Genomic DNA, 25,750 nt, shown 5'->3' with positions numbered 1-25,750 from the left:
GGCATCGATCTGTCGGTCGGTGCGGTGGCGGGCATTTGCGGCATGGTGGCGGGGGCTTTGCTCACCAATGGTGTGCCGCTGTGGGGCGGCAACACGCTGTTCTTTAACGTGCCGGAAGTGATTCTGGTGGTGGCGCTGTTCGGCATCGTGCTGGGGTTGATCAACGGCACCGTGGTGACGCGTCTGGGCGTGGCACCCTTTATCTGCACCCTCGGCATGATGTATGTGGCTCGTGGGGCCGCGCTGCTGTTCAACGATGGCAGTACCTACGCCAATCTGGTGGGGATGCCAGCAGTGGGTAATACCGGTTGCGCGTTGCTGGGATCGGGCAGTGTGCTTGGCGTCTACATCCCAATCTGGTTAATGATCGGCTTCCTGCTGCTCGGCCTTTATCTGACACGTAAAACCCCGCTGGGCCGCTATATCTATGCCACCGGCGGCAATGAATCTGCGGCACGCCTGGCCGGTGTGCCGATCATTAAGGTCAAAGTGTTTGTCTATGCCTTCTCCGGTTTATGTGCTGCGCTGGTGGGATTGATCGTCGCATCCCAACTGCAAACCGCGCACCCGATGACCGGCAACATGTTCGAGATGGACGCCATCGGTGCAACCGTATTGGGCGGAACGGCGTTAGCAGGGGGGCGCGGGCGCGTATCAGGTTCGATCATCGGTGCCTTTGTCATCGTGTTCCTCGCCGATGGCATGGTGATGATGGGCGTCAGCGATTTCTGGCAAATGGTGATTAAAGGACTGGTGATCGTCACCGCCGTGGTCATCGACCAGTTCCAGCAAAAATTACAAAGTAAGGTGGTGCTGCTGCGCAGACATGAAAAAAAGCAGCAATCGGCCGCCCTGCCTGAAGCAACGCACGGATAACAGGAGGCAATATGACACGCGATTTTAGTGGGAAAACGGTGGTGATTACCGGCGCATGCCGCGGCATTGGCGCGGGCATCGCCGCACGATTTGCGCGCGATGGCGCTCGGCTGGTAATGGTGTCCAACTCGGACCGGGTATTCACCACAGCGCGGGCGCTGGAAGAACAGTATGGCAGCGAGATTCTGGCGCTGCAGGTGGATGTGACCAATGAGGCCGAAGTGCAGCAGCTTTATCAGCAGGCGGCGGAGCGCTTTGGCACCATTGATGTCTCGATTCAGAATGCCGGAGTGATCACTATTGATCGCTTTGACGCGATGCCAAAGAGCGATTTCGAAAAAATTCTGGCTGTGAACACCACCGGCGTCTGGCTGTGTTGCCGTGAGGCGGCAAAGTACATGGTGAAGCAGGGCAGCGGCAGCCTGATCAACACCTCATCCGGGCAGGGGCGACAGGGCTTTATTTACACGCCACACTATGCGGCCAGTAAAATGGGTGTTATCGGCATTACTCAGAGCCTGGCACTGGAACTGGCGCCGTCGCACATCACCGTGAATGCTTTCTGTCCGGGTATCATCGAAAGTGAGATGTGGGATTACAACGATCGCGTGTGGGGAGAAATCCTTAGCAGCGATAAAAAGCAGTATGGCAAAGGCGAGTTGATGGCGGAGTGGGTGGAAAATATTCCGCTGAAACGCGCCGGACAGCCGCAAGATGTCGCCGGGTTGGTGGCGTTTCTCGCGTCGGATGATGCGCGCTACATCACCGGCCAAACCATCAATGTGGATGGCGGGTTGATCTTCTCCTAATCGCAGCAGCCGTGAGCGTCTTGCGGGGCTTTACGCAGGGCGCTCTGTGGAGCGATGTGGCTATCAAGATAAGATGATGCCTTTTGCGAATCAGGCAATGTCCTAATTCAGCCCGGCTTTTTCTGCAATATCGGCAGAATGTGTTAGGGTATTCCAGTACAGTTTTGTGAGCCACTTCAAATTCTAAACTGGATAAAAGCCTGTTTTTGCTATGACATCTGTTTTCTCTGCTTTTAAATCACTGCGTATGTTGCCCGCTGCAACGGGGCTGCTTTTCACCGCGCCTGCTCTGGCGCTCGTCACTGACACGCATGTCGCTGATGCGCCTTTTAGCGATCCCGAACGCTTCCAGAAAATGGCCAGCGATCTGCCTGCACTCGGCTATGAAGATGAAAATGCGGCTTTCAGCAAAAATCTGGCGACCATCGCTAAGAGCATTGGTGAAGCCAGTCAGGACAGCACCAGTGACAACACTTTTGGTCATCAGGCGGGTATCTGGGCGTTTAACCATTTCCGCGATGAGGTGGCAAACCGCGTGGTGGATGAGGGCCAATCTCTGCTATCGCCTTATGGTAAAGCGCAGATCGATTTTAACGTTGATATGGATGGTAACTTCACCGGCAGTGGCGCTTCTCTGCTTACGCCGTGGGCCGATCGCTATCAATATCTGACGTTTAGTGAGGTGGGCTTCCACCAAACGGATGATGGGCTGGTGGGCAATATCGGCTTAGGACAACGTTGGACGGCGGGCAAATGGCTGCTTGGTTACAACGGTTTTGTCGATCGCATGTTCAACAGCGGATTGCAGCGCGCTTCAGTGGGCACAGAAGCCTGGGGTGATTACCTGCGCTTCTCGGCTAACTACTACACACCGCTATCGGGCTGGCAAAACCGCGATCCCTTTCAGCAGCAGCGTTTAGCACGCGGCTACGATTTCACCACTCAGGGCTACCTGCCGTTTTATCGCCAGCTTGGTATGTCAGTGAGTTGGGAGCAGTACCTGGGCAATGATGTGGATCTGTTTAGCAGCGGCAATACCTATCACAATCCTTCGGCGCTAACTTTTGGCGTCTCATACACCCCAGTACCGCTGGTGACATTTTCTGCTAGCCACAAAACCAGTAATGAAGGTGAAAGTCAGGATCAGCTGGGTTTGCATCTCAACTATCGTTTTGGTGTGCCGCTGAGCCAGCAGTTGAGTGCCGATAACGTGGCCGAAGCGCGTTCTCTGCGCGGCAGCCGTTACGACATGGTGACGCGCAACAATACGCCGGTGGTGGAGTATCGTCAGCGCAAAACCTTATCGGTATTCCTCGCCACACCGCCATGGCAATTAAACGGCGGCGAAAGCCTGCCGCTGAAATTGCAAATCCGTAATGCGAATCCGATAACCAGGGTGACGTGGCAGGGCGATACCCAGGCGTTAAGCCTCACGCCGGGCGCTAATCCGAATGATCCGCAAGGCTGGAGCATCATCATGCCCGCATGGAATAGCGCATCGGACGCCACCAACAGCTATCGTCTGTCTGTGACACTGGAAGACAGCAAGGGCAGTCGGGTGACCTCCAACTGGATTACGCTGCAAATTCAGGAACCGTTTAGCATCGATTCCGGTGAGGATAATCGTTTCGATCTGATGACGCCTTAGTAACGGCCATCGAAGAAACTCCCGCCACTTCAGTGCATGAACCTGGTAATATAGCGGCTTATTGTCAAGAATGGATTCTTACTACATGCCTTCAATTCCGGTTCCGCTGGTTACGCTACTGGTGCTGCTAATTTTAATCGTGACCTTAGCTGCGAACGATAAGCAGCGCCACCAAACCACGCTGCTATTTCTGGTCGTCTGCTCACTGTTACTGGCGGTGGGAGCATTACGTTGGATCTGGCCGTCAACACCACTCATTGCTTTGCGCGTGTTATTAGCAACGCTAATCCCGGCGCTGGCCTGGCACTGTTTCAGCCCGCATACGACTCATCAATATTCACGCTGGAAAATCGTCCCGCCCGCGCTGGCCATCATCATTATGCAGTGCTGGCCAGAAGCCATTGATAGCGCGCTATTTGTGCTTTATATCGGATACGGGGCGACATTGATTCTTATGGGCTTAGGCGGTGGGGATCGATTTAGCGATGCGCGCATTGGTGAAGTCGGGCTGGCGGCAAGAATGGCTCTTACCGCCGGTGTTTTTCTTTGCTTCTCTGGTATGACAGATTTGCTGGTGGCGCTCGAATTCACTTTGCATCAGGGCAAGCTTGTGCCGCAAATCATCGCGATACTGCAAAGTTTAATGCTGCCTTTGCTTAGTCTGGCGATTGTACTTGCAGCACGGACCCGCCCCCGGGAAGTGAGTATTGAGACAGTACTGCCCGATTCTTCTCCGTTGCAGACGCCTGAGCAGGCAGCCTTGTGCCTGCAACTGGAAAATCGACTGCGGCAGGATGACCTGTTCCTTAATACACAACTCACGTTGAATCTGTTAGCACGCAAATCCGGTATTCCCTCGCGTCATATCTCACGTGCGATCAATGCGACTTACCACTGCAATGTTTCTCAGTGGATAAATGGTTTTCGCATCGCTCATGCGCAGCAGTTGCTTCGAAGCAGTTCACTGCCGGTTACGGAGGTGATGCTGGCGTCAGGATTCACCACTAAATCAAATTTCAATCGCGAGTTTTTACGCATTAGCGGACAGACGCCGAGTGCATTTCGTCAGCAGGCGAGTTCAATGCCGCTGTCAGAAAGCGAGTGATACGGGCGATTAACTCCTGATGAATATCGGCGCGGGTGAGGCTGCCTTGATCCCGGCAAACGAAGCCCTCACCAGGGGAAGATTGTTCGATTAACTCAGCACCATGTGGTTTACAGCGCTGCATAAAACTAAAGTGGGTTGCGCCTCTTATACGTGAAAACGATGTCTGTTGCGGCGGAAGATACTGCGCCAGATAGCCGGATACCAGTGAGGCGGGAAGTTCAACACTGTCTTGTTCTGCGGATAACACCAGCACTGGCACAGAAACCCTTGCCAGGCTCTCAGGTGTGAATCCGCGCGCCAGACCAAGGTCAAGCGATACGGCCGCTTTAATACGTGGATTACGTAATTGAGCATCTAATAAAGAAGCGGTATTTGTATTGCTGATACCCAACGTTTCAATCAATTGACAGTCTGCTAGTTGCGCGTGGTTCTGACAATCCTGAACAAATCTGTTCGACGAAAACCGGGCACCGATTAACTCCATTACTGTCCACCCTCCGAGTGAGTGGCCGATTGCGGCGATGCGCAACGAATCGACCTTTCCTGCCAGGTGTTCGTCTGCCAATAACCGATCCAGTACCCGGCTGATATCATCTGGACGCAGCCAAAGTTTCCGGGCAGTAGCAGGATCGTGATTCTCAGTTGTTGTACCGGGATGATTGGGGGCAGCGACGATGTATCCCTGCACAGTGAGTGCATGCGCCAACCAGTTGAGGTTACGCCAGCTACCGCCATAGCCGTGAGACAGAAGGACTAAAGGATGCTGTCCTGGACGAGGCGTTGCATTGCGTAACATCGGCTCACCATAGAACACGGGGTTCTCACCCACATCTTCAAAGACGCCCGTGGCGGCAGTGGGATACCAAAACGCAACATTGAGCGGACGATTGCCTTGACTATCAAGTGTTATCTGACGAAAACCCGTTGCGGCCTGTGCAAGCGACGCACACATCATCAGCATAAGTGCACAAATACAAAATCGATTCATTAGCGTTGTCTCCATGAGTGTAAAATCATGAAGAGTAATAACGGAAACAGTCAGTTATCGCGTCCTCAATCACGATTGAGTACCTGTATAACGACAATAAAAAAGGGCAGCTTACGCTGCCCCTGGCTCATACCCAGCCGACACTAGCCGGTATGCAATGAGGGATACTCTCTTAGAACTGATACACCAGACCAACAGCAGTTACGTCGTCAGTGTTGATGTTCAACGCGTTATTATCTTTCAACAGGTTGATTTTATATTCTGCATAAGCAGACATGTTCTTGTTGAAGTAGTAAGTCACGCCAACGGCAACGTATTTGAACAGATCGGTATCGCCCACGTTGTTCTCAACATCTTTCGCGCGAGAAGACACATAGCCCAGTGAAGGACGCAGGCCGTTCAGGAACTGATACTGTGCAACGGCTTCAAAGTTAACCGCTTTGTTAGCGAAACCGTTGTTACCGATCGGCGTTGCATTCTGCGTTTCGCCATAGATGGTCGCCAGGTAAATCTGGTTAGCATCATATTTCAGACCGGCTGCCCAGCTCTGCGCTTTATCGCCACGGCCGTAGGTCGCGGTGTTCTGTGCAGTGACACGATCCAGATTAGCGTAAGCACCGACAAGGCTCAGGCCGAAATCGAAGTCATAAGAGGTTGACAGCGCAAAGCCGTCACCATTCGAACGACGTACCGCCAGGTTGCTGGCAGTCGCGCTATCAGAGCGCTCGTTTTTGCCTTCGTACTGCGCGGCAAAGTTCCAGCCTTTCACCAGACCGAAGAAATCTTTGTTACGCCAGGTCAGCACACCGGTAGAACGGCCTGACAGGAAGGCATCGGTGTAACCGGAATCACCACCAAAGTATGGCAGCATATCGGTGTAACCCAGAACGTCATACACCAGACCGTAGTTGCGGCCGTAGTCGATTGAACCGAACTGCGCGATTTTCAGACCTGCAAAGCCCAGTCGGGTTTTGTTACCCGTGTTAGCATCGCTGCCTTCTGAGTTGCTCAGGCTGTATTGATATTGCCACTGGCCGTAACCGGTCAGTTGGTCATTAATTTTGGTTTCGCCTTTAAAGCCCAGACGGGCATAGGAAGAGACTTCACCGTTCTGGCTGTCATTATCCGAGAACAGATGCGAAACGTTGATTTTGCCGGTCAGGTCCAGTTTGTTGCCATCTTTGTTATAGATTTCGGCGGCCTGAGCCGAAGAAAGTCCCAGCAGTAAAGGCATCACTGCTGCCAGTAAGGAGCGCTTCATCATTTATAATTTACCCTGTGATATTTTTTAATTGTGTCCCCGTAGTCGGGGTGAAAAGAAAATGACACAAAAGGTTCAAGATCAACAGTGCAATATATGTAACTAAATATTTCTAATTGGCTTTTTGTGTGATTTTTAATCTTAACTTCCATTATATGGGATTTTATATTGGAGAAACTTATCTCAATTCCGTCATTCATTTGACCAATATAAATACATATAACATTGTTTTTATTGGTTTTTAGTAAAATTAAAGAAAAGTAAATCACCGCTTTTACTTGAGGGTTAAATAGCACAAGCCTATGCTTTATTGTTCAATAACAAATATAGAAAACCACCTAATCATTAGCATGGTAATTATCTGGTTAATGTGTTTGTATCCTTTTATTTCTGTTCTGATAATAACCTTAGTCACTAAATATCGTTTAACTCACGTTTAATTAAATGGCTGTTCAAAATACAGCCAAATATGCAACGAGATTGTTAATTAGCGGCGAATCGGCCCTGCCTTTACTTGCCCATTTGGCTGCACACTTCCTGCACACTTGCGCACCATAAATGCACAAATTGCCCTAAAACAGGGCGACAGCCGCGACATTTTGGCGAAATATTCCCTGTGCGATCACAAAAGCGCTATTTCATTTTGTGAATGCATAAATCTGCTAAATAAATTGCTGCTCTCCCATCTTCATCAGACTGATATTCACTTTTTATGCATTTTATGTGAATAGCGATCTGGTGTAACTCATTGATATTGCGTTACCCAAACCCGTTTATGCATTTTTTCCGCTAGCTGGCACGCTTACTGCACTCTACAGTAGTGCTGCGACACATCAGATTTTAACAATTTTAAAACAATAGCTTCACTCAGGTGGAGCAGGAGAAATGGCTATGTCACTGCAGGTTTCACGTCACGATTTTGATCAATGGATGATGCCGGTATACGCCCCCGCGGCTTTCGTACCGGTGCGTGCTGAAGGCTCAACCCTTTGGGATCAGCAAGGTAAGGATTACATCGACTTTGCAGGCGGCATCGCGGTGAATGCTTTGGGACATGCACACCCGGCTTTGCAACAGGCACTGACCGAGCAGGCGAGTAAGCTGTGGCACACCGGCAATGGCTATACTAACGAACCTATTTTACGTCTGGCTAAACAGCTGATTGACGCCACCTTCGCCGATCGCGTGTTCTTCTGTAACTCCGGGGCGGAAGCTAATGAGGCTGCACTGAAGCTGGCCCGTAAAGTGGCGCACGATCGTTTTGGCGCAGAGAAAAACGGCATTGTAGCCTTCAATAATGCTTTCCACGGACGCACGCTGTTTACTGTTTCAGCGGGTGGACAACCGGCTTACTCACGTGATTTTGCACCGCTGCCTCCGGCGATTCAGCACGCCAACTTCAACGACCTCGCCCCTGCGGCAGCACTGATCAATGACCAGACCTGTGCCGTGATTGTTGAACCGATTCAGGGCGAAGGCGGTGTCTTGCCTGCCGATCCTGCTTTCCTGCGCGGCCTGCGTGAACTGTGCGATAAACATCAGGCGACCCTGATATTCGATGAAGTACAGAGCGGCGTGGGTCGTACCGGCTCGCTGTATGCTTACATGCATTATGGCGTGACGCCGGACGTCCTGACCACCGCCAAAGCGCTCGGTGGCGGCTTCCCGGTTGGCGCGATGCTGACGCGCGAAGATCTGGCGCTGGTGATGGGCGTGGGTACCCATGGCACCACCTACGGCGGTAACCCGCTGGCGGGTGCCGTCGCCGGTAAAGTGATGGAGTTGATAAACCAACCCGATTTTATGGCGGGCGTGGCGCAGCGCCACCAGTGGTTTGTCGATGCTTTGCAGGAGATGAATCAGCGCCTGCCGATTTTTAGAGAAGTTCGTGGTCTTGGGCTGTTGATTGGAGCCGTGCTGAATGAAGATTTTGCCGGGAAAGCGAAGCAATTCAACCTGGCGGCGGCTGAAGAAGGTGTCATGGTGCTGATTGCCGGTGCTAACGTGGTGCGTTTCGCGCCAGCGCTGAATATCAGCGAAGCGGAAGTGAAAGAGGGACTGGCGCGCTTTGAACGTGCCTGCGCTCGTGTGCTCACAGGAGCTGCATCATGATGGTGATTCGCCCCGTCGAACGTGACGACCTTGCGCAGTTGCTGTCGCTGGCGGGCAAAACCGGGGGCGGCTTAACTTCGCTGCCCGCCGATAGCGATACACTGAAAGCGCGAATCGAGCGTTCTCTGCTCACCTGGCAGGGCGCGTTATCGCGTGCTGAACAAGGCTATGTATTTGTGCTGGCCGACAGCGAAGACAATCGCGCTGTCGGCATCTGTGCCATTGAGGTGGCCGTGGGCCTGCAAGACCCGTGGTACAACTTCCGTGTGGGCACCCAGGTGCACGCTTCGAAAGAGTTAAACGTTTATGCCAGCTTGCCAACACTGTCGTTAAGTAACGATCACACCGGCAGCAGCGAGCTGTGCACCCTGTTCCTCGATCCCGATTATCGTGATGGCAAAAATGGCCATCTGCTGTCGAAATCCCGTTTCCTGTTTATGGCAAATTTCCGCGACCGCTTTATGAAGCATGTGGTGGCGGAGATGCGCGGAGTCAGCGATGACAGCGGTCATTCCCCGTTCTGGGACAGCGTCGGTAGCCGTTTCTTCTCCATGGAGTTTCGTGAGGCCGATTTCCTCAGCGGCACCGGGCAGAAAGCCTTTATTGCCGAGCTGATGCCAAAGCATCCGCTGTATATCCACTATCTCAGCGAAGCGGCGCAGAAGGTGATTGGTGAAGTGCATCCGAAAACGGCCCCCGCGCGCGCCGTGCTGGAAGCCGAAGGGTTTCGTTATCTCAATTACGTCGACATCTTCGACGGCGGCCCAACGCTGGAGTGCGAGATTGATCGCATTCGCGCCATTCGTAAAAGCCATTTGCTTCAGGCCGAAGCCGGGGAAGCGGACGAAAGCTGGCCGCTGTGTCTGGTCGCCAACGGTGATTACCAGCATTTCCGTGTGGCGCTGCTGCCTGTCGATATGGCGAGCGGAAAAGTCCGCATCAATGAACATCAGCGCACGGCGTTGCGCTGCGATTATGGCGATGCATTGCGTGTGGTCACGCTGTGCCGCGAGGAGAAAAAAGCATGACGCACTTCATTAATGGTCAATGGCTGACAGGCGGCGCGGAAGCGTTAACCAAACAAAACCCGGTGAACGGTGAAACATTGTGGCAGGGTCGGGCAGCGACAGGTGCGCAAGTGGCGGCGGCTTGTGAAGCGGCACGCGCGGCCTTTCCCGCGTGGGCACGCAAGCCGTTTGCGGAGCGTCAGGCGGTAGTGGAAGCCTTCGCCGCATTACTCGAGAGCCACAAAACTGCACTGGCAGAGACCATCGCCAAAGAAACCGGTAAGCCGCGCTGGGAAACCCTGACCGAAGTGCAGGCAATGATCAACAAAATCGCCATCTCGGTGAAAGCCTACCACACGCGTACCGGAGAGCAGGCCGACGGCGAAAGTTCGCTACGCCATCGCCCGCATGGCGTGCTTGCCGTGTTTGGTCCTTACAATTTCCCTGGTCATCTGCCGAACGGTCATATCGTTCCTGCGCTGTTGGCGGGTAACTGCGTGGTATTTAAGCCAAGTGAACTCACGCCGATGACAGCAGAGAAAACCATTGAGCTGTGGGAGCAGGCGGGACTGCCAGCGGGCGTGATAGCGCTGTTGCAGGGCGCGCGCGAAACCGGTCAGGCACTGGCGCATGAGCCACAAATCGATGGTCTGCTGTTTACCGGCAGCGCCGCAACAGGCTATCACCTGCATCGCCAGTTTGCCGGTCAGCCTGAGAAAATGCTGGCGCTGGAGATGGGGGGTAACAATGCGCTGATTGTTGAAGATCCTTCAGACCTTGATGGTGCAGTACACATCGCGATTCAGTCTGCCTTTATTACCGCCGGGCAGCGCTGCACCTGTGCACGTCGTCTGCTGGTGAAAAGCGGAGCAGCAGGCGATGCCTTCCTGCAGCGTTTGGTGGAAGTGGCCGGACGTCTGCAACCTGGTGCATGGAATGCTGAACCGCAACCCTTTATGGGCAGCGTGATTTCACCTGCCGCCGCCGGACATATTTACGCAGCCTGGCAGCAGCGTATCGATCTGGGCGGTAAGGTGTTGCTAGCGATGCACTGGCCCGACCGCGACAGCGCCATTATCACTCCAGGCATCATTGAGATGACCGACGTGGCGAAACTGCCTGACGAAGAGGTGTTTGGTCCGCTGCTGCAGGTGATCCGTTACGACGAGTACGATCAGGCAATTCGTATCGCTAACCAGACGCGTTACGGTTTGTCCTGCGGCTTGATCTCTCCGCAGCGTGCGCAGTTCGATCAGCTGCTGCTGGAAGCGCGTGCCGGCATTGTTAACTGGAACAAACCGTTAACCGGTGCCGCCAGTTCAGCGCCGTTTGGCGGTGTGGGTGCGTCCGGTAACCATCGCGCCAGTGCCTGGTATGCTGCGGATTACTGCGCGTGGCCGATGGCATCTTTGGAGAGCCCAAGCCTGGCCTTACCGGGCAGCTTATCGCCGGGACTCGATTTCTCCGCGGAAGGAGCTGAATAATGAAAGCGTTTGAAGCCAATTTTGATGGACTGGTCGGCCTGACGCACCATTACGCCGGGCTCTCTTTCGGTAATGAAGCGTCGACGCGCAATCAGCTGCAGCCTTCAAACCCGCGCCTGGCCGCAAAGCAGGGCCTGTTGAAAATGAAGGCGCTGGCGGACATGGGCTACGTGCAAGGGGTGATCCCGCCGCATGAGCGGCCGAATATCCCGCTACTGCGCCAGCTCGGTTTTGCTGGCTCGGACGAACAGGTACTGGCGAAAGCGGCTCAGCAGGCGCCGCAGCTGTTGTCTGCTGCCAGTTCTGCCTCGGCAATGTGGGTGGCGAATGCTGCCACCGTATCGCCTTCGGCTGATAGCGCCGATGGCCGCGTGCACTTCACCGTGGCTAACCTCAACAATAAATTCCACCGTGCCATCGAAGCGCCGGAAACCGCCGACTTGCTGCGCGCCATTTTCCGCGATCCACAACATTTCAGCGTGCATGATGCTTTGCCACAGGTGGCGCTGTTTGGCGATGAAGGTGCCGCCAACCATAACCGCTTTGGTGCGGACTACGGCGATGCGGGTGTTCAGCTGTTTGTTTATGGTCGTGATGGTCAACAGCAGGGTGCTGCACCGGCACGTTATCCGGCACGTCAGACGCGGGAAGCCAGTGCCGCGGTGGCGCGCCTGCATCAGCTCGACGACGATCGCACGCTGTTTGCTCAGCAAAACCCGCTGGTGATCGATCAGGGCGTATTCCACAACGATGTCATCGCCGTCAGCAACCAGCAGGTGCTGTTCTGCCATGAAGAGGCGTTTGTCGATCAGCCGGCGTTATTACAACAGCTGGCTGCGCGGGTGCCCGGTTTCCAGCCGATTGTGGTGCCGCGCGATAAAGTGTCAGTAGCCGACGCGGTGAATACCTATCTGTTTAACAGCCAACTGTTGCAGCATCCTGAAGGTGGCATGCGACTGGTGCTGCCAGAAGAGTCACGCCAGCACGCCGGCGTATGGCGCTATTTGACCGGGCTGGTGGAGAGCGGCGGGCCAATTCGCGAACTCACGGTGTTCGATCTGCGTGAGAGCATGTGTAACGGCGGCGGACCAGCCTGTCTGCGTTTGCGCGTGGTACTGAATGAAGCAGAGCGTCAGGCCCTGAATCCAGCGGTATTGATGAATGATCGCCTGTTCAACACCCTGAACAGCTGGGTGGATCGCCACTACCGCGATCGCCTCACGCAAGCCGATTTGGCCGATCCGCAATTACTGCGTGAAGGACGCACCGCGCTGGATGAGCTGACACAGCTGCTAGACTTAGGCAGTGTCTACGCATTTCAGCGTTAACCTCAGAGGGTAAGTGAAGCTTCTGAGTTGAAAAGGAGTGTACATGCAGGATTTTCTACAACAAACCCTGTCAGGTAAGCCGCCGCAGCAGCGGCAGGGCAGCAATGCCCATTTACAGTGGCAGTGGCATGATGAGGGCATTCTATCCCTGACCCCCCATGCACCGACGCATCAGGCGCTGGTACTGTCAGCGGGCGTCCACGGCAACGAAACGGCCCCGGTTGAGATTCTTAACCTGTTGCTGACGCCACTGCTACGCGGAGAACAACCGTTAGCGGTGCGCTTGCTGGTGATATTGGGCAATCCCGATGCGCTACGTAGCGGCAAGCGCTATCAGCAATATGACATTAACCGTTTGTTCGGAGGGCGCTGGCAGAAGGTCTCCGATTTGCCTGAAGCTCAACGCACGCTGCGGCTGGAGCAGGCGCTGGAACAGTTCTGGCGCGAGTGTCGCAATCATGAAGTGCGCTGGCATCTCGATCTGCATACCGCAATTCGCGGCTCATACCATGCGCGTTTCGGCGTGATGCCGCTGAATCCTCAGCCGTGGCCGCAGGATTTCCTGCACTGGCTGGCGGCGGCTGAGCTGGAAGCGCTGGTGTTTCATCGTTCCCCAGGCGGCACCTTTACCCATTACAGCTGTGAACATCACGATGCGGCCAGTTGCACGCTGGAGCTGGGTAAAGCGCTGCCGTTTGGTGAAAATGATCTCAGCCAGTTTGCGGCCGTGCAGCTGGCGCTGGCGGCATTGTTGTACGGTGAGCCACTGCCAGAGGTGCGGGAACAACCCCGCCACTATCGCGTGGCGCAGCAGATTACCCGCCACGGCGACGCGTTTGTGCTGCACATGGGGCCAGAGACCCTGAACTTTACCGCCTTCCCGCAGGGCACGTTGCTGGCAGAAGAGGGCGAGAAGCGCTATTACGTGCAACAGGCGCGCGAATATGTGCTGTTTCCCAACCCAAATGTTGCCGCAGGACTGCGTGCTGGCCTGATGCTGGTGGAAGAAAACGAGCAAACGCAGGCACTGACATTATAAATAAGGTGGGTGAAGAAAATTCACCCATTTTTCCCTTCCGCAAATCCGACAATACCGTTACACTCCTCCTTAATTCCTGCGCATTTCCGTTTGATTGTCATACTCTTTTGCAATTCCTCACGCATTTCTTCTCTTTCTCTCCATGATTGCCTGATTACTGTCTTTTATGCTTTCAGGGCTTTACTCAGACTCTGAGTAGTTGACGTTTGGCGTCGTATGCTTGTTTCCGAAGACGCGACACACCTTGTCGTCATGAAACTGAATAGTAAGGACAAATATTATGCGTAAACTCACTTCCCTGTTCCTGGCTACTGCAATGGCTCTTGGTGCTGCCAACATCGTCCACGCTGCAGCGGACAATCTGACACCACCGCCAGCAGGTAGCGAAAAACCGATGCACAAGCCGCCAATGCATCATCACGGTATGGAGATGATGTTCAAAGGCCTGAATTTAACGGATGCGCAGAAAGCGCAGATCAAGACCATCATGCGTGACAGCCATAAAGAGATGAAACGTCCATCTCTGGAAGAGCGTCGTGCCAACCACAGCATCATCGCTTCAGATACTTTCGATAAAGCGAAAGCCGAAGCGCAGGCTGAGAAAATGACCGCCAACGCGAAAGATCGTGCGGTGAGCATGATGGAAACACAGAACAAGATTTACAACGTTCTGACGCCTGAGCAGAAAAAACAGTACAACGCCAACTTTGAGAAACGTCTGACAGAGAAAGGCCCGCATGACGGTAAAATGCCGCCACCGCCGGCTGATGGTGAATAAGCCGTTTAGCTAATCGGTTTGAGACCGCCGACGTTGTCCACTGCATCTGATGCTTTGGGCAGCGTCGGCGGTTTTGTTTTAGAGTTCAATCAGCGGGAAAACCCCGGACAGCAGCGGGCGGCACAAAATTTTATAGCCGTCATGATCAAAACCCTGGCGTGCGCGCTGCAATTGACGGGCTTCGGCTTCGGTAGCAACAGATCCCAGCCAGAACCAGTGATCGATAACGTGAATCTGCGTCATCGCCGTTCCTACTTCCACCATGCCAACCGGGCCTTGCCACGGCCAGCACACCACGCGCATCTTTTCCAATGCCTGATGCAAACGTTGCTGATGGGCTTCAAAGGATTCGTTACCGCAACACGCCCCGGCACAGCGTTTTAGCGCGGCGCGAAAACAGCCGCGTCCCGGCGTTAACCGCTCCAATCCCAGCAATCCATGACACAGGCGCTGTTCATCGGCAATCGTCTTGAGTTTTTCCATGGCTGCAAAGCGGCTGCGAAATAAGCCATAGAGATTCGGTGAACACGAGAAGTCGAGATCTTTGGCGTACACCACCTGTGGAGCGCCATCGCCAAGCTGCAACGAACAGAGCTGACGATTTTTGCGCAGGCGCTTATTAAACAGCGGCTGCTGCGTTTTGATCATCTGCGCTTCCAGCAATTGCGCGCCAAGATCGCCCGCGGTGGGGATCCAGGTGACGCGTCGCGCCTGACGCAACATGTTGGCTTCATCCGGGGTGCGAAAATGCGACATCACCCGACTGCGCAGGTTGACGCTTTTGCCGATATATAACGGCAGGTTAGCGCTGTCACCGTGAAAGGTGTAAACGCCAGGCTGATTGGGCAAACCTTCCAGCCATTGGCGTAAATGTTCGGGATATTGATAAATCGCGGCCGCATCAAATTCGAGGCGGTGGCTGGCTGCACGTCTGACCAAAACACACTCCGATTACTGGTTGTCTGTCCAGTATATCAGCGTGATGCTTTTCTCGCCAGTCAGCGGCAGGAGGAGGGCGTTTCCCGCGACAGCGGCGGGAAACGTAGAGCGGTTACTTTTTCCAGAAGTCGTCGAACACGGTGATCGGCGGACGACGTTTGTGTTCGGTTTTCAGATACCAGCCTTCAATGATCTTCGCGGCGGCGGCATCGATGGTTTTGCCTTCCAGATAAGCGTCAATCTGTTGATAGGTGACGCCGAGTGCCACTTCGTCCTGCAAGCCAGGACGATCGTCTTCCAGGTCGGCAGTAGGATGCTTCAGATACAAGTGTTCCGGGCAGCCAAGGGTTTTTAACAGCTGTTTTCCCTGACCTTTGTGCAGGCGGAAAATCGGGTTGATATCGCTGCCGCCGTCACCGTATTTGGTGAAGAAACCGGTCACGGCTTCGGCCGCATGGTCGGTGCCCACCACCACGCCTTTGGTCATGCCGGCGATGCTGTATTGTGCCTTCATACGCTCACGCGCTTTTTCGTTGCCGCGCACGAAATCGGAAACCACGATGCCCGCCTCTTTCAACGCGCGCTCGCTGGCGAGAATCGCTTCCTTGATATTCACGACCAGGGTGCGATCCGGCTGGATAAATGCCAGCGCATCCTGACAATCCTGCTCATCGGCCTGCACGCCATACGGCAGACGTACCGCAATAAAGGTGTAATCTTTGTCGCCGGTCTCTTCACGTAACTCGCGAATGGCGGTTTGTGACAGAATGCCGGTTAGCGTGGAGTCCTGTCCGCCGCTGATGCCGAGCACCAGGGTTTTCAGGAATGGATTGGCTTTCAGGTAGGATTTCAGAAAATCGACGCTGACGCGGACTTCCTGTTGCGGATCGATAACGGGTTTAACACCCAACGCTTCAATGATTTCCTGCTGCAGTGACATGAACCTCTCCTCAAGTCAGTAGCCTGACGGCACAATACGAATCATCTGCTAAAGCTAACGCCTCCGCTGGCAAACAACAAGCCGCATGGCTTGTTGTCGCACTTATTTGCAGGCTTTTCAGGCGCTTTTCGGTTTTTGCGCCAACAGGATGAACATCAAAATTGCCAGCATAAAGCAGCCAAAGATAGTGCCCGTCATGCTCGCCACCGAGGTGCCGCCCAATCCGGTCACCGGCACGGCAATTGCGCCAAGCGTGAACATGGTGACGCCAATCACTGCCGAGGCGCTGCCTGCACGATGTCCCTGACTTTGCATCGCCAATGACGAACCCGTGGTGGCAATCACACCGTTACTGGCGATGGTGAAGAACAGTGCCAGCAGAATGATTGGCAATGGTGCACCGGTCAGGCCAGCTAATAGCAAGCAACCTGACGCCACGAATGCCAGCGTCAGTCCACCTTTCAGCACGCGATATTCACCCCACAGCGGGCACAAGCGTGCACTGGTTTGAGATGCAATAATCAGGCCGAAGCCATTGGCGGCGAAGCAGAAGCTAAACGCCTGCGGCGACAGGCCATAGATTTGCTGTAATACAAACGGGGAAGCGCCAATGTAGGCAAACATGCCGGACATCATAAAGCCCTGCGTCAGGCAGAAGCCCATGAAGGGACGATGAGTGATCACCTGGCCGAGCGCTGCCCAGGCGGAAAAGATTGAGCCCTGGCTGCGACGTTCGGCGGGCAGCGTTTCATGCAGTTTCCAGCGCGCAAGGAAGATCAGCAGTACAGCGATACAACCGAGCACCACAAAAATGCCGCGCCAGTTCAGCACCGTCATTAACACACCGCCGAGCACCGGTGCACCAATTGGCGCAAGGCCATTCACCAGCATCAGCAGGGCAAAGAAGCGAGTCAGTTCATGGCCGCTGTACATATCACGAGCGATAGCGCGTGATAATACCGCACCGCCTGCGCCCGCCAGACCTTCCCTTCAAACAGACGCGCTACCAACAGAGAGTGAATGTCTTTTGCCAGCGCGCACCCAACCGACGCGATAAATAACAGCACCAGCGACAGTAACAACGGGCGGATACGGCCAAACTTGTCGCTCATCGGGCCAAACAGCAATTGTCCAGCGCCGAGGCCCAGTAATCCTGCGGTCAAACTTAACTGCGCGGTGGCGGTTTCGGTATGCAGATCGCGCGCCAGTTCAGGTAAGGCGGGCAAGTACAAGTCGATACAGAGCGGTCCAAGTGCCGCGAGCAGGCCCAGCGTAATGGCGTAAACCAGCCGATTAGAGTGTGCAGGTGTCATTGATCCTCTGTTTTCTTGATGTCTTGAGATTTTTTTGCCGGGGGATTATACGAAGCGTGAAGCGGCAACACAGCAACTTTACGAAAAACTAACGTTTCAGAAATTGCCTAAAACATTGCCATTGATTTGATTAATCTGGATTTATGTTCCAGGCTTAGTGTGACATGGACAAAGAATGAGGAATATAAAGATGAATAAAGTGCTGGGATGTATCGCTGCCGCTGTGACGCTGGTAGCTCTGTCAGGTTGTACGACTTATGACAAAGCGGAAAGCTATGTGACTAAGCCGGTGGTTAAGGATGTGAAAAAAGGAATGACGCGCGATCAGGTTCGCCAGATTGCGGGTGCTCCATCAACTGAAATCACCATGGTACACGCCCGTGGTACTTGCCAGACTTACGTGATTGGCGAGCGTGATGGTAAAGCACAGACCTACTTTGTCAGTTACAACGATGTGGGCCGTGTCATGAACTACGGTTTCCAGAGCTGTAAAGACTACGATACCGATCCGCAAGCTGCTCAGTAATTCTTGCCGAATGCAAAAAGGCCCGTCAATGACGGGCCTTTTTTCGTTTTACGCTTACAGTCCGTACGGGCGGGGCACTTCAACGTAATTGCCGCCCATCTCACGCTGATAGTAGTGACCTTCCTGCACGTAATAGCGTTTTCCGTTGAAATCGAGCACGCGCATCCCGCCTTCTGGCGGCGCTTCAGGCGCCTGAACCACCACGTAGGTATCACCCTGACGCTGGTAGTAGTTGCCATTCAGCATGTAATAAGTGAGACCGCCTATCAGCACCGCTGTCGCCGCCTCAGGTAAGAAGCGCAGCGGACCAGGACCGCCCCAACGTGGGCCACCCCCCCAATGTGGACCTGGGCCGGGGCCCCATCCGTAAGGGTGGGCAAAACTAATGGCGGGCGTTAATAAGGTTAACGCCAGCACCGAGGCGATAACGTTTTTCATCGGTGATTCTCCTGCTATGACTGATAGCAGAATTAGCCTTCTGACGACAAAACTCAAGTGAAAAGTGGCTGATTTTTCGTCTGTTTACCATGCTTAACGCTTTCCTGACGCTAGCGCCACGATCGGGGGGAATTGCGGAGTTTCAGCCATAAAAAAACGGCAGGCGATGAGGCCTGCCGTTGTTCTGCTGCGTCGGAATTAGCGATGCGCCAGTTCAGCGTGCTCGTCGCTTTCCAGCACTCTTTTATCGGTCAAACCGAGCCAGCGGCTGGTGAGTGAACCGGCCGTCATCGAACCATTGACGTTCAATGCGGTACGGCCCATGTCGATCAGCGGCTCAATGGAAATCAGCAGCGCAACCAGGGTCACCGGTAAGCCCATCGCAGGCAGCACAATCAGCGCTGCGAAGGTGGCACCGCCGCCGACCCCGGCAACACCGGCTGAGCTCAGCGTAACGATACCGACCAGCGTCGCAATCCACATCGGATCAAACGGGTTGATGCCGACCGTTGGTGCAACCATCACCGCCAGCATGGTCGGGTACAAACCGGCGCAACCGTTCTGACCAATGGTGGCACCGAAGGAAGCCGAGAAGCTGGCAATCGATTCGGGCACACCAAGACGGCGCGTCTGCGTTTCGACGTTCAGCGGAATGCTGGCCGCACTGGAACGGCTGGTGAAAGCGAAGGTGATCACCGGCCATACTTTGCGGAAGAAGCGCATCGGGTTGATGCCGTTCACTGACAGCAGCAGGGCGTGCACACCAAACATGATCGCCAGACCGAGATAAGAGGCCACCACAAAACCACCCAGCTTGATGATGTCCTGCAGGTTAGAACCCGCCACCACTTTGGTCATCAGCGCCAGCACACCGTACGGCGTCAGCTTCATGATCAAACGCACCAGTTTCATCACCCAGGACTGCAGCGTATCAATTGCCACCAGTACGCGCTCGCCTTTGACTTTGTCATCCTTCAGCAACTGCAATGCAGCCACGCCGAGGAAGGCAGCGAAGATCACCACGCTGATGATCGAGGTGGGGTTAGCACCCGCCATATCGGCAAACGGATTTTTCGGGATAAAGGAGAGCAGCAGCTGCGGCGTGCTGAGATCGGCAACCTTGCCTACATAGTTGCTCTGGATCGCGCTCAGACGTGCGGTTTCCTGCGCACCCTGCACCAGACCTTCTGCGCTCAGGCCAAACAGCCCGGTGACCATCACACCCACCAACGCGGAGATCGCGGTGGTGAACAGCAATACGCCAATGGTCAGCACGCTGATCTTGCCGAGTGAAGAGGCATTATGCAGGCGCGCGACAGCGCTCAGGATTGACGCAAACACCAGCGGCATCACAATCATCTGCAGCAACTGGACATAACCGTTGCCGACAATGTTGAACCAGCTAATTGAATCCTTCACCACCGGGCTGTTTTCGCCATAAATGGTTTGCAGCGCCAGACCGAACAGCACGCCAATCACTAAGCCAGTCAGCACGCGTTTCGACAGGCTCCAGCTTTGGTTGCCAATACGATTCAACAGAATCAGCAACGCAACGAAGGCGATGATATTAATAATGAGGGGAAAATCCATACTCGACTCCAGAGGTGTGCCGCGCAGCACGTTTGGCTGGCACGGAAAACAGTAAGTTCCCGTCAGGGAATGTCAGGAATGTTACCAGTTCAGGAAAGTGCAGGCTTATACTCAAAAGGAATGGTTTATAACTTTATTGATTGATTTGCCTGGTTATTGACCACTTTGGCCATTAACTAGCCGACCGACACCATTTTGCAGCGTATTAAACAGTTGCTCGGGCCAACCGTTGGCACCAAAAGAGGGCATACCTGCGGGAAACCACAATGCATATCCGACCAATGCGAGACAAAGTGCGCGCTCCAGTTGATTGCCTTTCTGGCTATTGAGCAGCGGCAAACGGAAACGCCAGCGGCACGGCCACAGCAAGGGGACGCCTGCGGGGGTCAACATGTCGGCGACGATGTGACTGAGATAACCCAGCGTCATCCCCTGTAAAACATCAGCAGGCAGGAACCAGTCCGCCGGAACGTTAATCTGGAATAGCCACAGGCTTATCGCCACCGCCAGCAAACTGTGGGTAAATCCACGATGACCAAAGGCGCGCGCAATGGGTTGTGAGATCCATTTCAGGCGCTGGCCTAACACAGATTTAGGATGGTCAATATCAGGCAGCAGACAGGTCAGCAGTGCAGCAGGCACGAGATGCCACCAGTCGGCGCTGGCCATGACTGGCGTCAGCTCCGCACGCTTAGCAAAAATCGCGCTGGCAATGGCAAAAATGATATGGCCTTCGGCCGTCATGATGAAACCTGGCTGCAAAAACTGTCGATGCATCCAGTATAGGGATTTATCCAGTGAAATAGAACGGTGACGCTGTAACGAAGCGTTAATATTTTTCGCTTTCCCGCGTCATAATGACGCGGGAAAAGAACAGGTTAGCGTGCTAACCATCCACCATCGACGGCCAGTGTGAAGCCGTGCACATAATCTGCAGCGTCAGAAGCCAGAAACACGATCGGACCCATCATGTCATCCGGAACACCCCAGCGTCCGGCAGGGATGCGCCCAAGGATCTCTTCGTTGCGCGACTCATCATTACGCAGTTGTTCGGTATTATTGGTCGCCATATAGCCAGGAGCGATGGCATTCACGTTAATGCCGTGTTTCGCCCACTCATTTGCCATTAGCCGCGTTAAACCCATCACCGCGCTTTTCGACGCAGTGTAAGAGGGCACGCGAATGCCGCCCTGAAAGGAGAGCATTGAGGCGATATTAATAATTTTGCCGCCGTTGCCCTGAGCGATAAACTGACGCGCCACCTGCTGAGACAGGAAGAACAGGCTTTTGCTGTTGATGTTCATGACATCGTCCCAGTCCTGCTCGCTGAAGTTGAGTGCATCTTCACGGCGGATGATGCCCGCGTTATTCACCAGAATATCGATACGTCCGGCCTGAGCCACGGCTTGTTCAACAATCTGCGGCACCCCTTTCGGCTGAGTCAAATCGGCCTGAATCGACCAAAAGCGGCGCCCCAGGGCTTCAACTTTAGACTGTGTATCGGCAGGACCGGCACGATTAACGCCAATGATGTCACAGCCGGCTTGCGCCAACCCTAAGGCCATCCCCTGACCTAAACCGGTATTACAGCCGGTGACCAGCGCAATTTTGCCTTCAAGATTAAATGCGTTAAGGATCATCTTTCGCTCCTGTTAGCGCAGCGCGCTGATGCTGACGTGGTCCATGTCATCGAACACCTGATTTTCGCCCACCATGCCCCAGATAAAGGTATAGCGCTGTGTGCCCACTCCGGCATGAATTGACCAGCTTGGTGAAATCACCGCCTGCTCGTTGTGCACCAGCAAATGGCGCGTTTCCTGCGGCTGGCCCATCATGTGGAAAACGGCGCTGTCATCTGCCATATCAAAGTAAAAGTACACTTCCATACGACGTTCATGGGTGTGGCACGGCATGGTGTTCCAGAGATTGCCGTCATCAAGACGCGTGAGTCCCATGGTGAGCTGGCAGGTGGGTAACACATCCGGCACAATAAATTTATTAATGGTGCGACGGTTTGAGGTCGCGGCATCCCCTAACGTGGCTTTGACTGCATCCTGCAGGGTGATCTTTTTATCCGGATAACGGGTATGTGCGGGTGCGCTGTTGTAGTAAAACTTCGCTGGAAGGTTGGCGTTGCTGCTGCGGAAAACCACGCTTTTGGCTCCCTGGCCAACATACAGCGCCTCCTGATGGCCCACCTCCCAGGTTTTGCCATCGACGTCAATCAAGCCCGGCCCGCCAATATTGATCACGCCCAGTTCGCGGCGTTCGAGAAAATAGCTCACGCCCAGTTGTTTGCCGACTTCTTCACCGATCGTCACCGACTGCTGGATTGGCATGACACCACCAATGATGATGCGATCAATGTGGCTGTAAGTGAGGGTGTAATGGTCTGCCTCAAAAATTTTCTCGATCAAAAATTCGCGACGTAATCCGGCGGTGTCCAGATTTTTTGCATGCTCAGTATGAATGCTTTGACGAACGTCCATCTCAGACCTCTCAAAGTTGAAGGAAGTGTCCCGAAGCGGGTCTTTGGGCATCTTAGGCAGGATGAGATGTGAATTCAATAAAAATGAAACGTTGTTTTATTTAATTGTGTGGGTGATCAAATACGCGCAGTTATTGGCGTAGTGGGTGTCAGGAACAATGCAAAGCGTTGCCCACAGATGGGCAACGAGAATGGAGGGGCTGAGTCCTGGCCCGGCACAGGTGTATCAGAATTAATTGAACAGATGCTCAGCTTTCAACTCGGCCAAACTCGCCAGCTTCACATTGGCCAGCGCCCAACGCGCATCATCCGCGTACTCGGCTGCTGGCACCACAATCGAACGCATGCGCGCGGCTTTGGTGGCGATCATGCCATTGAACGAATCTTCCAGAGTCACACAGTTAAGCGGATCCACCGCCAACTTCGTCGCCGCATCCAGATAGACCTGTGGATGAGGTTTGCTGTACGGCAGGCTTTCGGCTGAAGCAATGGCGTCGAAATATTTGCGCAGGTCGAACATCTCCAGCACGCGCTCCAGCATAAAAAGCGGTGACGCAGAGGCGAGGGCGATTTTTAATCCCTGCTGCTGGCAAAGTTGCAATGCCTGTTCAACGCCGGGCAGTAATGGACGCGTCTCCTCAACCAATGCCAGCGCGCGGGCAATGATACGTTGCGTCACTTCCGCCTGATCCGGGCCGTTCCACGGCAAAGCTTCAAACCACATACGGACGGTTTGATCGATGCGCAAACCCAGCGTATCGGGCAGTTCATGGCGGCGGGTAATATCCACACCCAGACTCGCAAACACATCCAGTTCTGCCTGATCCCACAAGGGTTCAGAGTCGATCAGCAATCCGTCCATATCAAAAATAGCGGCCAACACCGGGCGACGATAAGACATACAACAGCTCCGTTTGAAATTTGCCCTACCTTATCATGCGCAGCCGGGAAATCCGACTCACGGCAGGTTACGCATTTTTCAGGAAAAAAAGCCGCAGTGCAGGTAGACTTAGGGCAAAACTATTGTATGTGAAGGGAGACACCATGACTTACCAACAGGCTGGCCGCATCGCCATCCTTAAGCGAGTGGCTGGCTGGGTAATTTTTATTCCGGCGCTGCTATCCACCATTATCTCAATTCTCGGCTTCATGTTTAAACACAGTGAAAAGCAGCCGGGCATTGATGCAGTGATGCTTGATTTTGTCCATGTCATGGTCGACATGATCAAGTTCAATACGCCGTTTTTGAACCTGTTTTGGCAAAACTCACCGATACCGGAGTTTCATGGCGGTGCCAATATTGGCTTCTGGGTCATCTACATCCTGATTTTCGTCGGCATTGCGCTGCAGGCGTCAGGCGCGCGCATGTGGCGTCAGTCGCGTCACATCAAGGAAGGTATTGAAGATCAGTTGATTCTTGAACAAGCCAAAGGAGCTGAAGGGCGCACACGTGCTCAGCTGGAAGAGAAGATCCATGTCCCGCGACATACTATTTTGCTGCAAATTTTCCCGCTCTATATCCTGCCAATTGTGATTGCTATTGCGGGTTATTTTGTCCTGAAATTACTGGGCATGCTGTAAGGCGTCAGGCCGGCCTGGCCTGACGTTGTCCCAATGCATCTTCATTTAACAACTGGTCAATCGCGAATTGTGCGGCGTTTGTCCAGTTACCGGCAAACACGTTGGCGCGGTTGAGCAAATAGTAGAGCTGATACACGGGCTGTCGCTGCGAAAACCCTTCCGCCAGCGGCCACACCGAGTGATATCCCTCGTAAATCTGGCGTGGCAATTCGACGTAGTAATTCAACATCGCGAGATCGCACTCCCTGTCGCCCCAATAGCAGGCGGGGTCAAACAGCCATGGCCCACTGCTGCTATCCGCGCAGTTAGCAGGCCATAAATCGCCGTGAAGTAGAGAAGGCTGAGGATGATGATTGGCCAGCGCGCGTTGCACGCAATCGACGATCAATTCGGTATTGCCGTATTGCACCCCTTTTTCAGCGGCCAGTTGCAGTTGCCAGCCAATACGCTGTTCAGCAAAGAACACCGACCAGCGTCGTAGCCAACTGTTGGGCTGGGGGGAGGTGGTGATGTTGTTATCGTAATCGAGTCCAAACTGCGGTTGCTCGCTCCATTGATGGAGGTGAGCCAACTGCTGGCCAAGCTGGAAGGCGCTCTGTTCGTTTAGCGCCTCTGGCTGGATATATTCCAGCAGCAAAAAGCTGCTGTCGCGGTCATTCCCGACGCCATATACTTTAGGCACCCGGACCGTCTGTGTCCGCGCCAGCAAGCCCAGCTGGTCCGCTTCCCAGCTAAACAGAGTGAGCATATCGCGCGTATTACATTTAACGAAAACGTCGAGATCGCCGTAGCGGAGGCGCCAGGCAGGATGCACATCGCCACCAGGGAGTTCGTAACGTTCAGTGATTTCAGCTTCACCGGCGTGTTCGCTTAACAGACGACTAATGGCTGACCACATTGGGTAATCCTCTTTATTCGCTGCGTAAGTTTGATTGTAGCGCTCAAAACTTCAGCAAAACCAGTGGTGAGGCGATTATTTGTGGCGCGTCAGGGTTTTGACTGTAGAAATTCGGACAGCGTGGTGATCTTCACCTCCGCTTTACGATGCAGGGCAACATCCGCCAGCCCGGCGGCGTGTTCTGCGATCTCATGTTGTTCCAATGCACTGATGATGCCAAAACTGTTGGTTCCCAACTCATGCGAATGACCTTCATCATCATGCAAGGTCGTGGTGTAACCGCCGCTGACCATCACGCTGTTAAGGGATTGCAGATCGCCTAAGCTCTCATCGGAATAGCTTAGCGTGACAATGTAACGTTTAAGGTCGTGGTCACTCATCATTCACCTCATTGTAATGGAACAGATTTCAGCGTAGACCAGCGCTGCGGATAGAGCGAATTCTGCGCAATTCAGATGGGAAAAGGGAGCGTAAATCTGCGTCAACTGGCTTCAGAAAATTCTTGTATCAATTGGGCTGCTATTTGGTTAATTGCCTCTTATAATGCGCAGCGGAAATGGGAAAGCTCCTATTAACCATGCGGTTCCAGCGCGGAACCT

The 25,750-nt window shown here is 53.9% G+C and carries 24 protein-coding genes and 1 pseudogene; 12 read left to right on the top strand and 13 right to left on the bottom strand.

All coding sequences use genetic code 11. The features are described 5' to 3' along the window. The 4 genes from FD737_RS22080 to FD737_RS22065 form a co-directional block, all read left to right on the top strand. The coding region (locus FD737_RS22080; protein ID WP_160834595.1) for an ABC transporter permease at window positions 1–876 on the top strand (876 nt) is incomplete at its 5' end. An 11-nt stretch (window positions 877–887) separates the two neighbouring features. Further along, window positions 888–1,685, top strand: coding sequence for an SDR family oxidoreductase (locus tag FD737_RS22075; RefSeq protein ID WP_058959720.1), 798 nt, complete (start codon window positions 888–890; stop codon window positions 1,683–1,685). Between the two features lie 211 nt (window positions 1,686–1,896). Further along, window positions 1,897–3,333, top strand: coding sequence for a YchO/YchP family invasin (locus FD737_RS22070; protein WP_097119244.1), 1,437 nt, complete (start codon window positions 1,897–1,899; stop codon window positions 3,331–3,333). Window positions 3,334–3,418: 85 nt separating this feature from the next. After that, window positions 3,419–4,438, top strand: coding sequence for an AraC family transcriptional regulator (locus FD737_RS22065; RefSeq protein ID WP_160834594.1), 1,020 nt, complete (start codon window positions 3,419–3,421; stop codon window positions 4,436–4,438). Here FD737_RS22065 and FD737_RS22060 read toward each other — a convergent pair. Further along, on the bottom strand, window positions 4,371–5,429 hold the full coding sequence (locus FD737_RS22060; protein ID WP_097119246.1) for an alpha/beta fold hydrolase: 1,059 nt from the start codon (window positions 5,427–5,429) through the stop codon (window positions 4,371–4,373). The genes FD737_RS22065 and FD737_RS22060 overlap by 68 nt on opposite strands. A gap of 172 nt (window positions 5,430–5,601) precedes the next feature. Continuing rightward, the gene (locus tag FD737_RS22055; protein ID WP_097119247.1) at window positions 5,602–6,693 is read right to left on the bottom strand and encodes a porin; all 1,092 of its coding nucleotides are present in this window, start codon (window positions 6,691–6,693) and stop codon (window positions 5,602–5,604) included. 888 nt (window positions 6,694–7,581) lie between these two features. Here FD737_RS22055 and FD737_RS22050 point away from each other — a divergent pair. From FD737_RS22050 to spy, 6 genes are all read left to right on the top strand, one after another. Then, window positions 7,582–8,802: an aspartate aminotransferase family protein gene (locus FD737_RS22050; RefSeq protein WP_160834593.1), complete on the top strand. Its 1,221-nt coding sequence runs from the start codon at window positions 7,582–7,584 to the stop codon at window positions 8,800–8,802. Next, entirely contained in the window at window positions 8,799–9,830 is a 1,032-nt protein-coding gene (astA, locus tag FD737_RS22045; protein ID WP_160834592.1) for an arginine N-succinyltransferase, read from the top strand. Before FD737_RS22050 ends, astA begins: the two co-directional genes overlap by 4 nt. After that, window positions 9,827–11,293, top strand: a complete 1,467-nt coding sequence (astD, locus tag FD737_RS22040; protein ID WP_160834591.1) for a succinylglutamate-semialdehyde dehydrogenase — start codon at window positions 9,827–9,829, stop codon at window positions 11,291–11,293. The genes astA and astD overlap by 4 nt, the downstream gene beginning before the upstream one ends. Continuing rightward, on the top strand, window positions 11,293–12,621 hold the full coding sequence (astB, locus tag FD737_RS22035) for an N-succinylarginine dihydrolase (protein WP_097119252.1): 1,329 nt from the start codon (window positions 11,293–11,295) through the stop codon (window positions 12,619–12,621). The genes astD and astB overlap by 1 nt, the downstream gene beginning before the upstream one ends. A gap of 43 nt (window positions 12,622–12,664) precedes the next feature. Further along, a complete protein-coding gene (astE, locus tag FD737_RS22030) occupies window positions 12,665–13,660 on the top strand; it encodes a succinylglutamate desuccinylase (RefSeq protein WP_160834590.1) in 996 nt (331 codons plus the stop codon). 280 nt (window positions 13,661–13,940) lie between these two features. Then, window positions 13,941–14,438 carry an ATP-independent periplasmic protein-refolding chaperone Spy gene (spy, locus tag FD737_RS22025; protein ID WP_034821771.1) on the top strand — a complete coding sequence of 166 codons (498 nt, stop codon included), beginning with the start codon at window positions 13,941–13,943 and terminating at the stop codon, window positions 14,436–14,438. 78 nt (window positions 14,439–14,516) lie between these two features. On the opposite strand, the gene cho is transcribed toward spy, so the two are convergent. The 3 genes and pseudogenes from cho to FD737_RS22010 all read right to left on the bottom strand — a co-directional run bounded on the left by cho (window position 14,517) and on the right by FD737_RS22010 (window position 17,630). Then, on the bottom strand, window positions 14,517–15,377 hold the full coding sequence (gene cho, locus FD737_RS22020) for an excinuclease Cho (protein ID WP_097119253.1): 861 nt from the start codon (window positions 15,375–15,377) through the stop codon (window positions 14,517–14,519). Between the two features lie 112 nt (window positions 15,378–15,489). Next, the gene (gene nadE, locus FD737_RS22015) at window positions 15,490–16,317 is read right to left on the bottom strand and encodes an ammonia-dependent NAD(+) synthetase (protein WP_058959728.1); all 828 of its coding nucleotides are present in this window, start codon (window positions 16,315–16,317) and stop codon (window positions 15,490–15,492) included. A 117-nt stretch (window positions 16,318–16,434) separates the two neighbouring features. Further along, window positions 16,435–17,630, bottom strand: a pseudogene (locus FD737_RS22010) (multidrug effflux MFS transporter). A 190-nt stretch (window positions 17,631–17,820) separates the two neighbouring features. Here FD737_RS22010 and osmE point away from each other — a divergent pair. Beyond that, entirely contained in the window at window positions 17,821–18,156 is a 336-nt protein-coding gene (osmE, locus tag FD737_RS22005) for an osmotically-inducible lipoprotein OsmE (RefSeq protein WP_034821760.1), read from the top strand. Between the two features lie 54 nt (window positions 18,157–18,210). Here osmE and FD737_RS22000 read toward each other — a convergent pair whose 3' ends face one another. The 6 genes from FD737_RS22000 to hxpB form a co-directional block, all read right to left on the bottom strand. Next, window positions 18,211–18,594 carry a DUF6515 family protein gene (locus FD737_RS22000; protein WP_034821757.1) on the bottom strand — a complete coding sequence of 128 codons (384 nt, stop codon included), beginning with the start codon at window positions 18,592–18,594 and terminating at the stop codon, window positions 18,211–18,213. A gap of 198 nt (window positions 18,595–18,792) precedes the next feature. After that, complete coding sequence (locus FD737_RS21995; protein ID WP_160834589.1) at window positions 18,793–20,184, bottom strand: L-cystine transporter; 1,392 nt, start codon at window positions 20,182–20,184, stop codon at window positions 18,793–18,795. 153 nt (window positions 20,185–20,337) lie between these two features. Then, window positions 20,338–20,928, bottom strand: a complete 591-nt coding sequence (locus FD737_RS21990; protein WP_058959772.1) for a metal-dependent hydrolase — start codon at window positions 20,926–20,928, stop codon at window positions 20,338–20,340. A 134-nt stretch (window positions 20,929–21,062) separates the two neighbouring features. After that, entirely contained in the window at window positions 21,063–21,824 is a 762-nt protein-coding gene (gene kduD / locus FD737_RS21985) for a 2-dehydro-3-deoxy-D-gluconate 5-dehydrogenase KduD (RefSeq protein ID WP_160834588.1), read from the bottom strand. 12 nt (window positions 21,825–21,836) lie between these two features. After that, a complete protein-coding gene (gene kduI, locus FD737_RS21980) occupies window positions 21,837–22,673 on the bottom strand; it encodes a 5-dehydro-4-deoxy-D-glucuronate isomerase (protein WP_034821747.1) in 837 nt (278 codons plus the stop codon). A gap of 231 nt (window positions 22,674–22,904) precedes the next feature. Beyond that, a complete protein-coding gene (hxpB, locus tag FD737_RS21975; RefSeq protein WP_160834587.1) occupies window positions 22,905–23,573 on the bottom strand; it encodes a hexitol phosphatase HxpB in 669 nt (222 codons plus the stop codon). Between the two features lie 143 nt (window positions 23,574–23,716). On the opposite strand from hxpB, the gene FD737_RS21970 reads away from it, so the two are divergent. Then, window positions 23,717–24,253: a YniB family protein gene (locus FD737_RS21970; RefSeq protein ID WP_160834586.1), complete on the top strand. Its 537-nt coding sequence runs from the start codon at window positions 23,717–23,719 to the stop codon at window positions 24,251–24,253. A gap of 4 nt (window positions 24,254–24,257) precedes the next feature. On the opposite strand, the gene FD737_RS21965 is transcribed toward FD737_RS21970, so the two are convergent. Then, entirely contained in the window at window positions 24,258–25,151 is an 894-nt protein-coding gene (locus tag FD737_RS21965) for a fructosamine kinase family protein (protein ID WP_097119259.1), read from the bottom strand. A gap of 89 nt (window positions 25,152–25,240) precedes the next feature. Next, window positions 25,241–25,531, bottom strand: a complete 291-nt coding sequence (gene ghoS / locus FD737_RS21960) for a type V toxin-antitoxin system endoribonuclease antitoxin GhoS (protein WP_097119260.1) — start codon at window positions 25,529–25,531, stop codon at window positions 25,241–25,243. Window positions 25,532–25,750: the final 219 nt, after the last annotated feature.

It is taken from the genome of Pantoea sp. Seng, from assembly GCF_009829935.1.
Lineage (GTDB): Bacteria > Pseudomonadota > Gammaproteobacteria > Enterobacterales > Enterobacteriaceae > Pantoea > Pantoea communis.
This window is presented reverse-complemented; position numbering and strand designations above follow the sequence as displayed.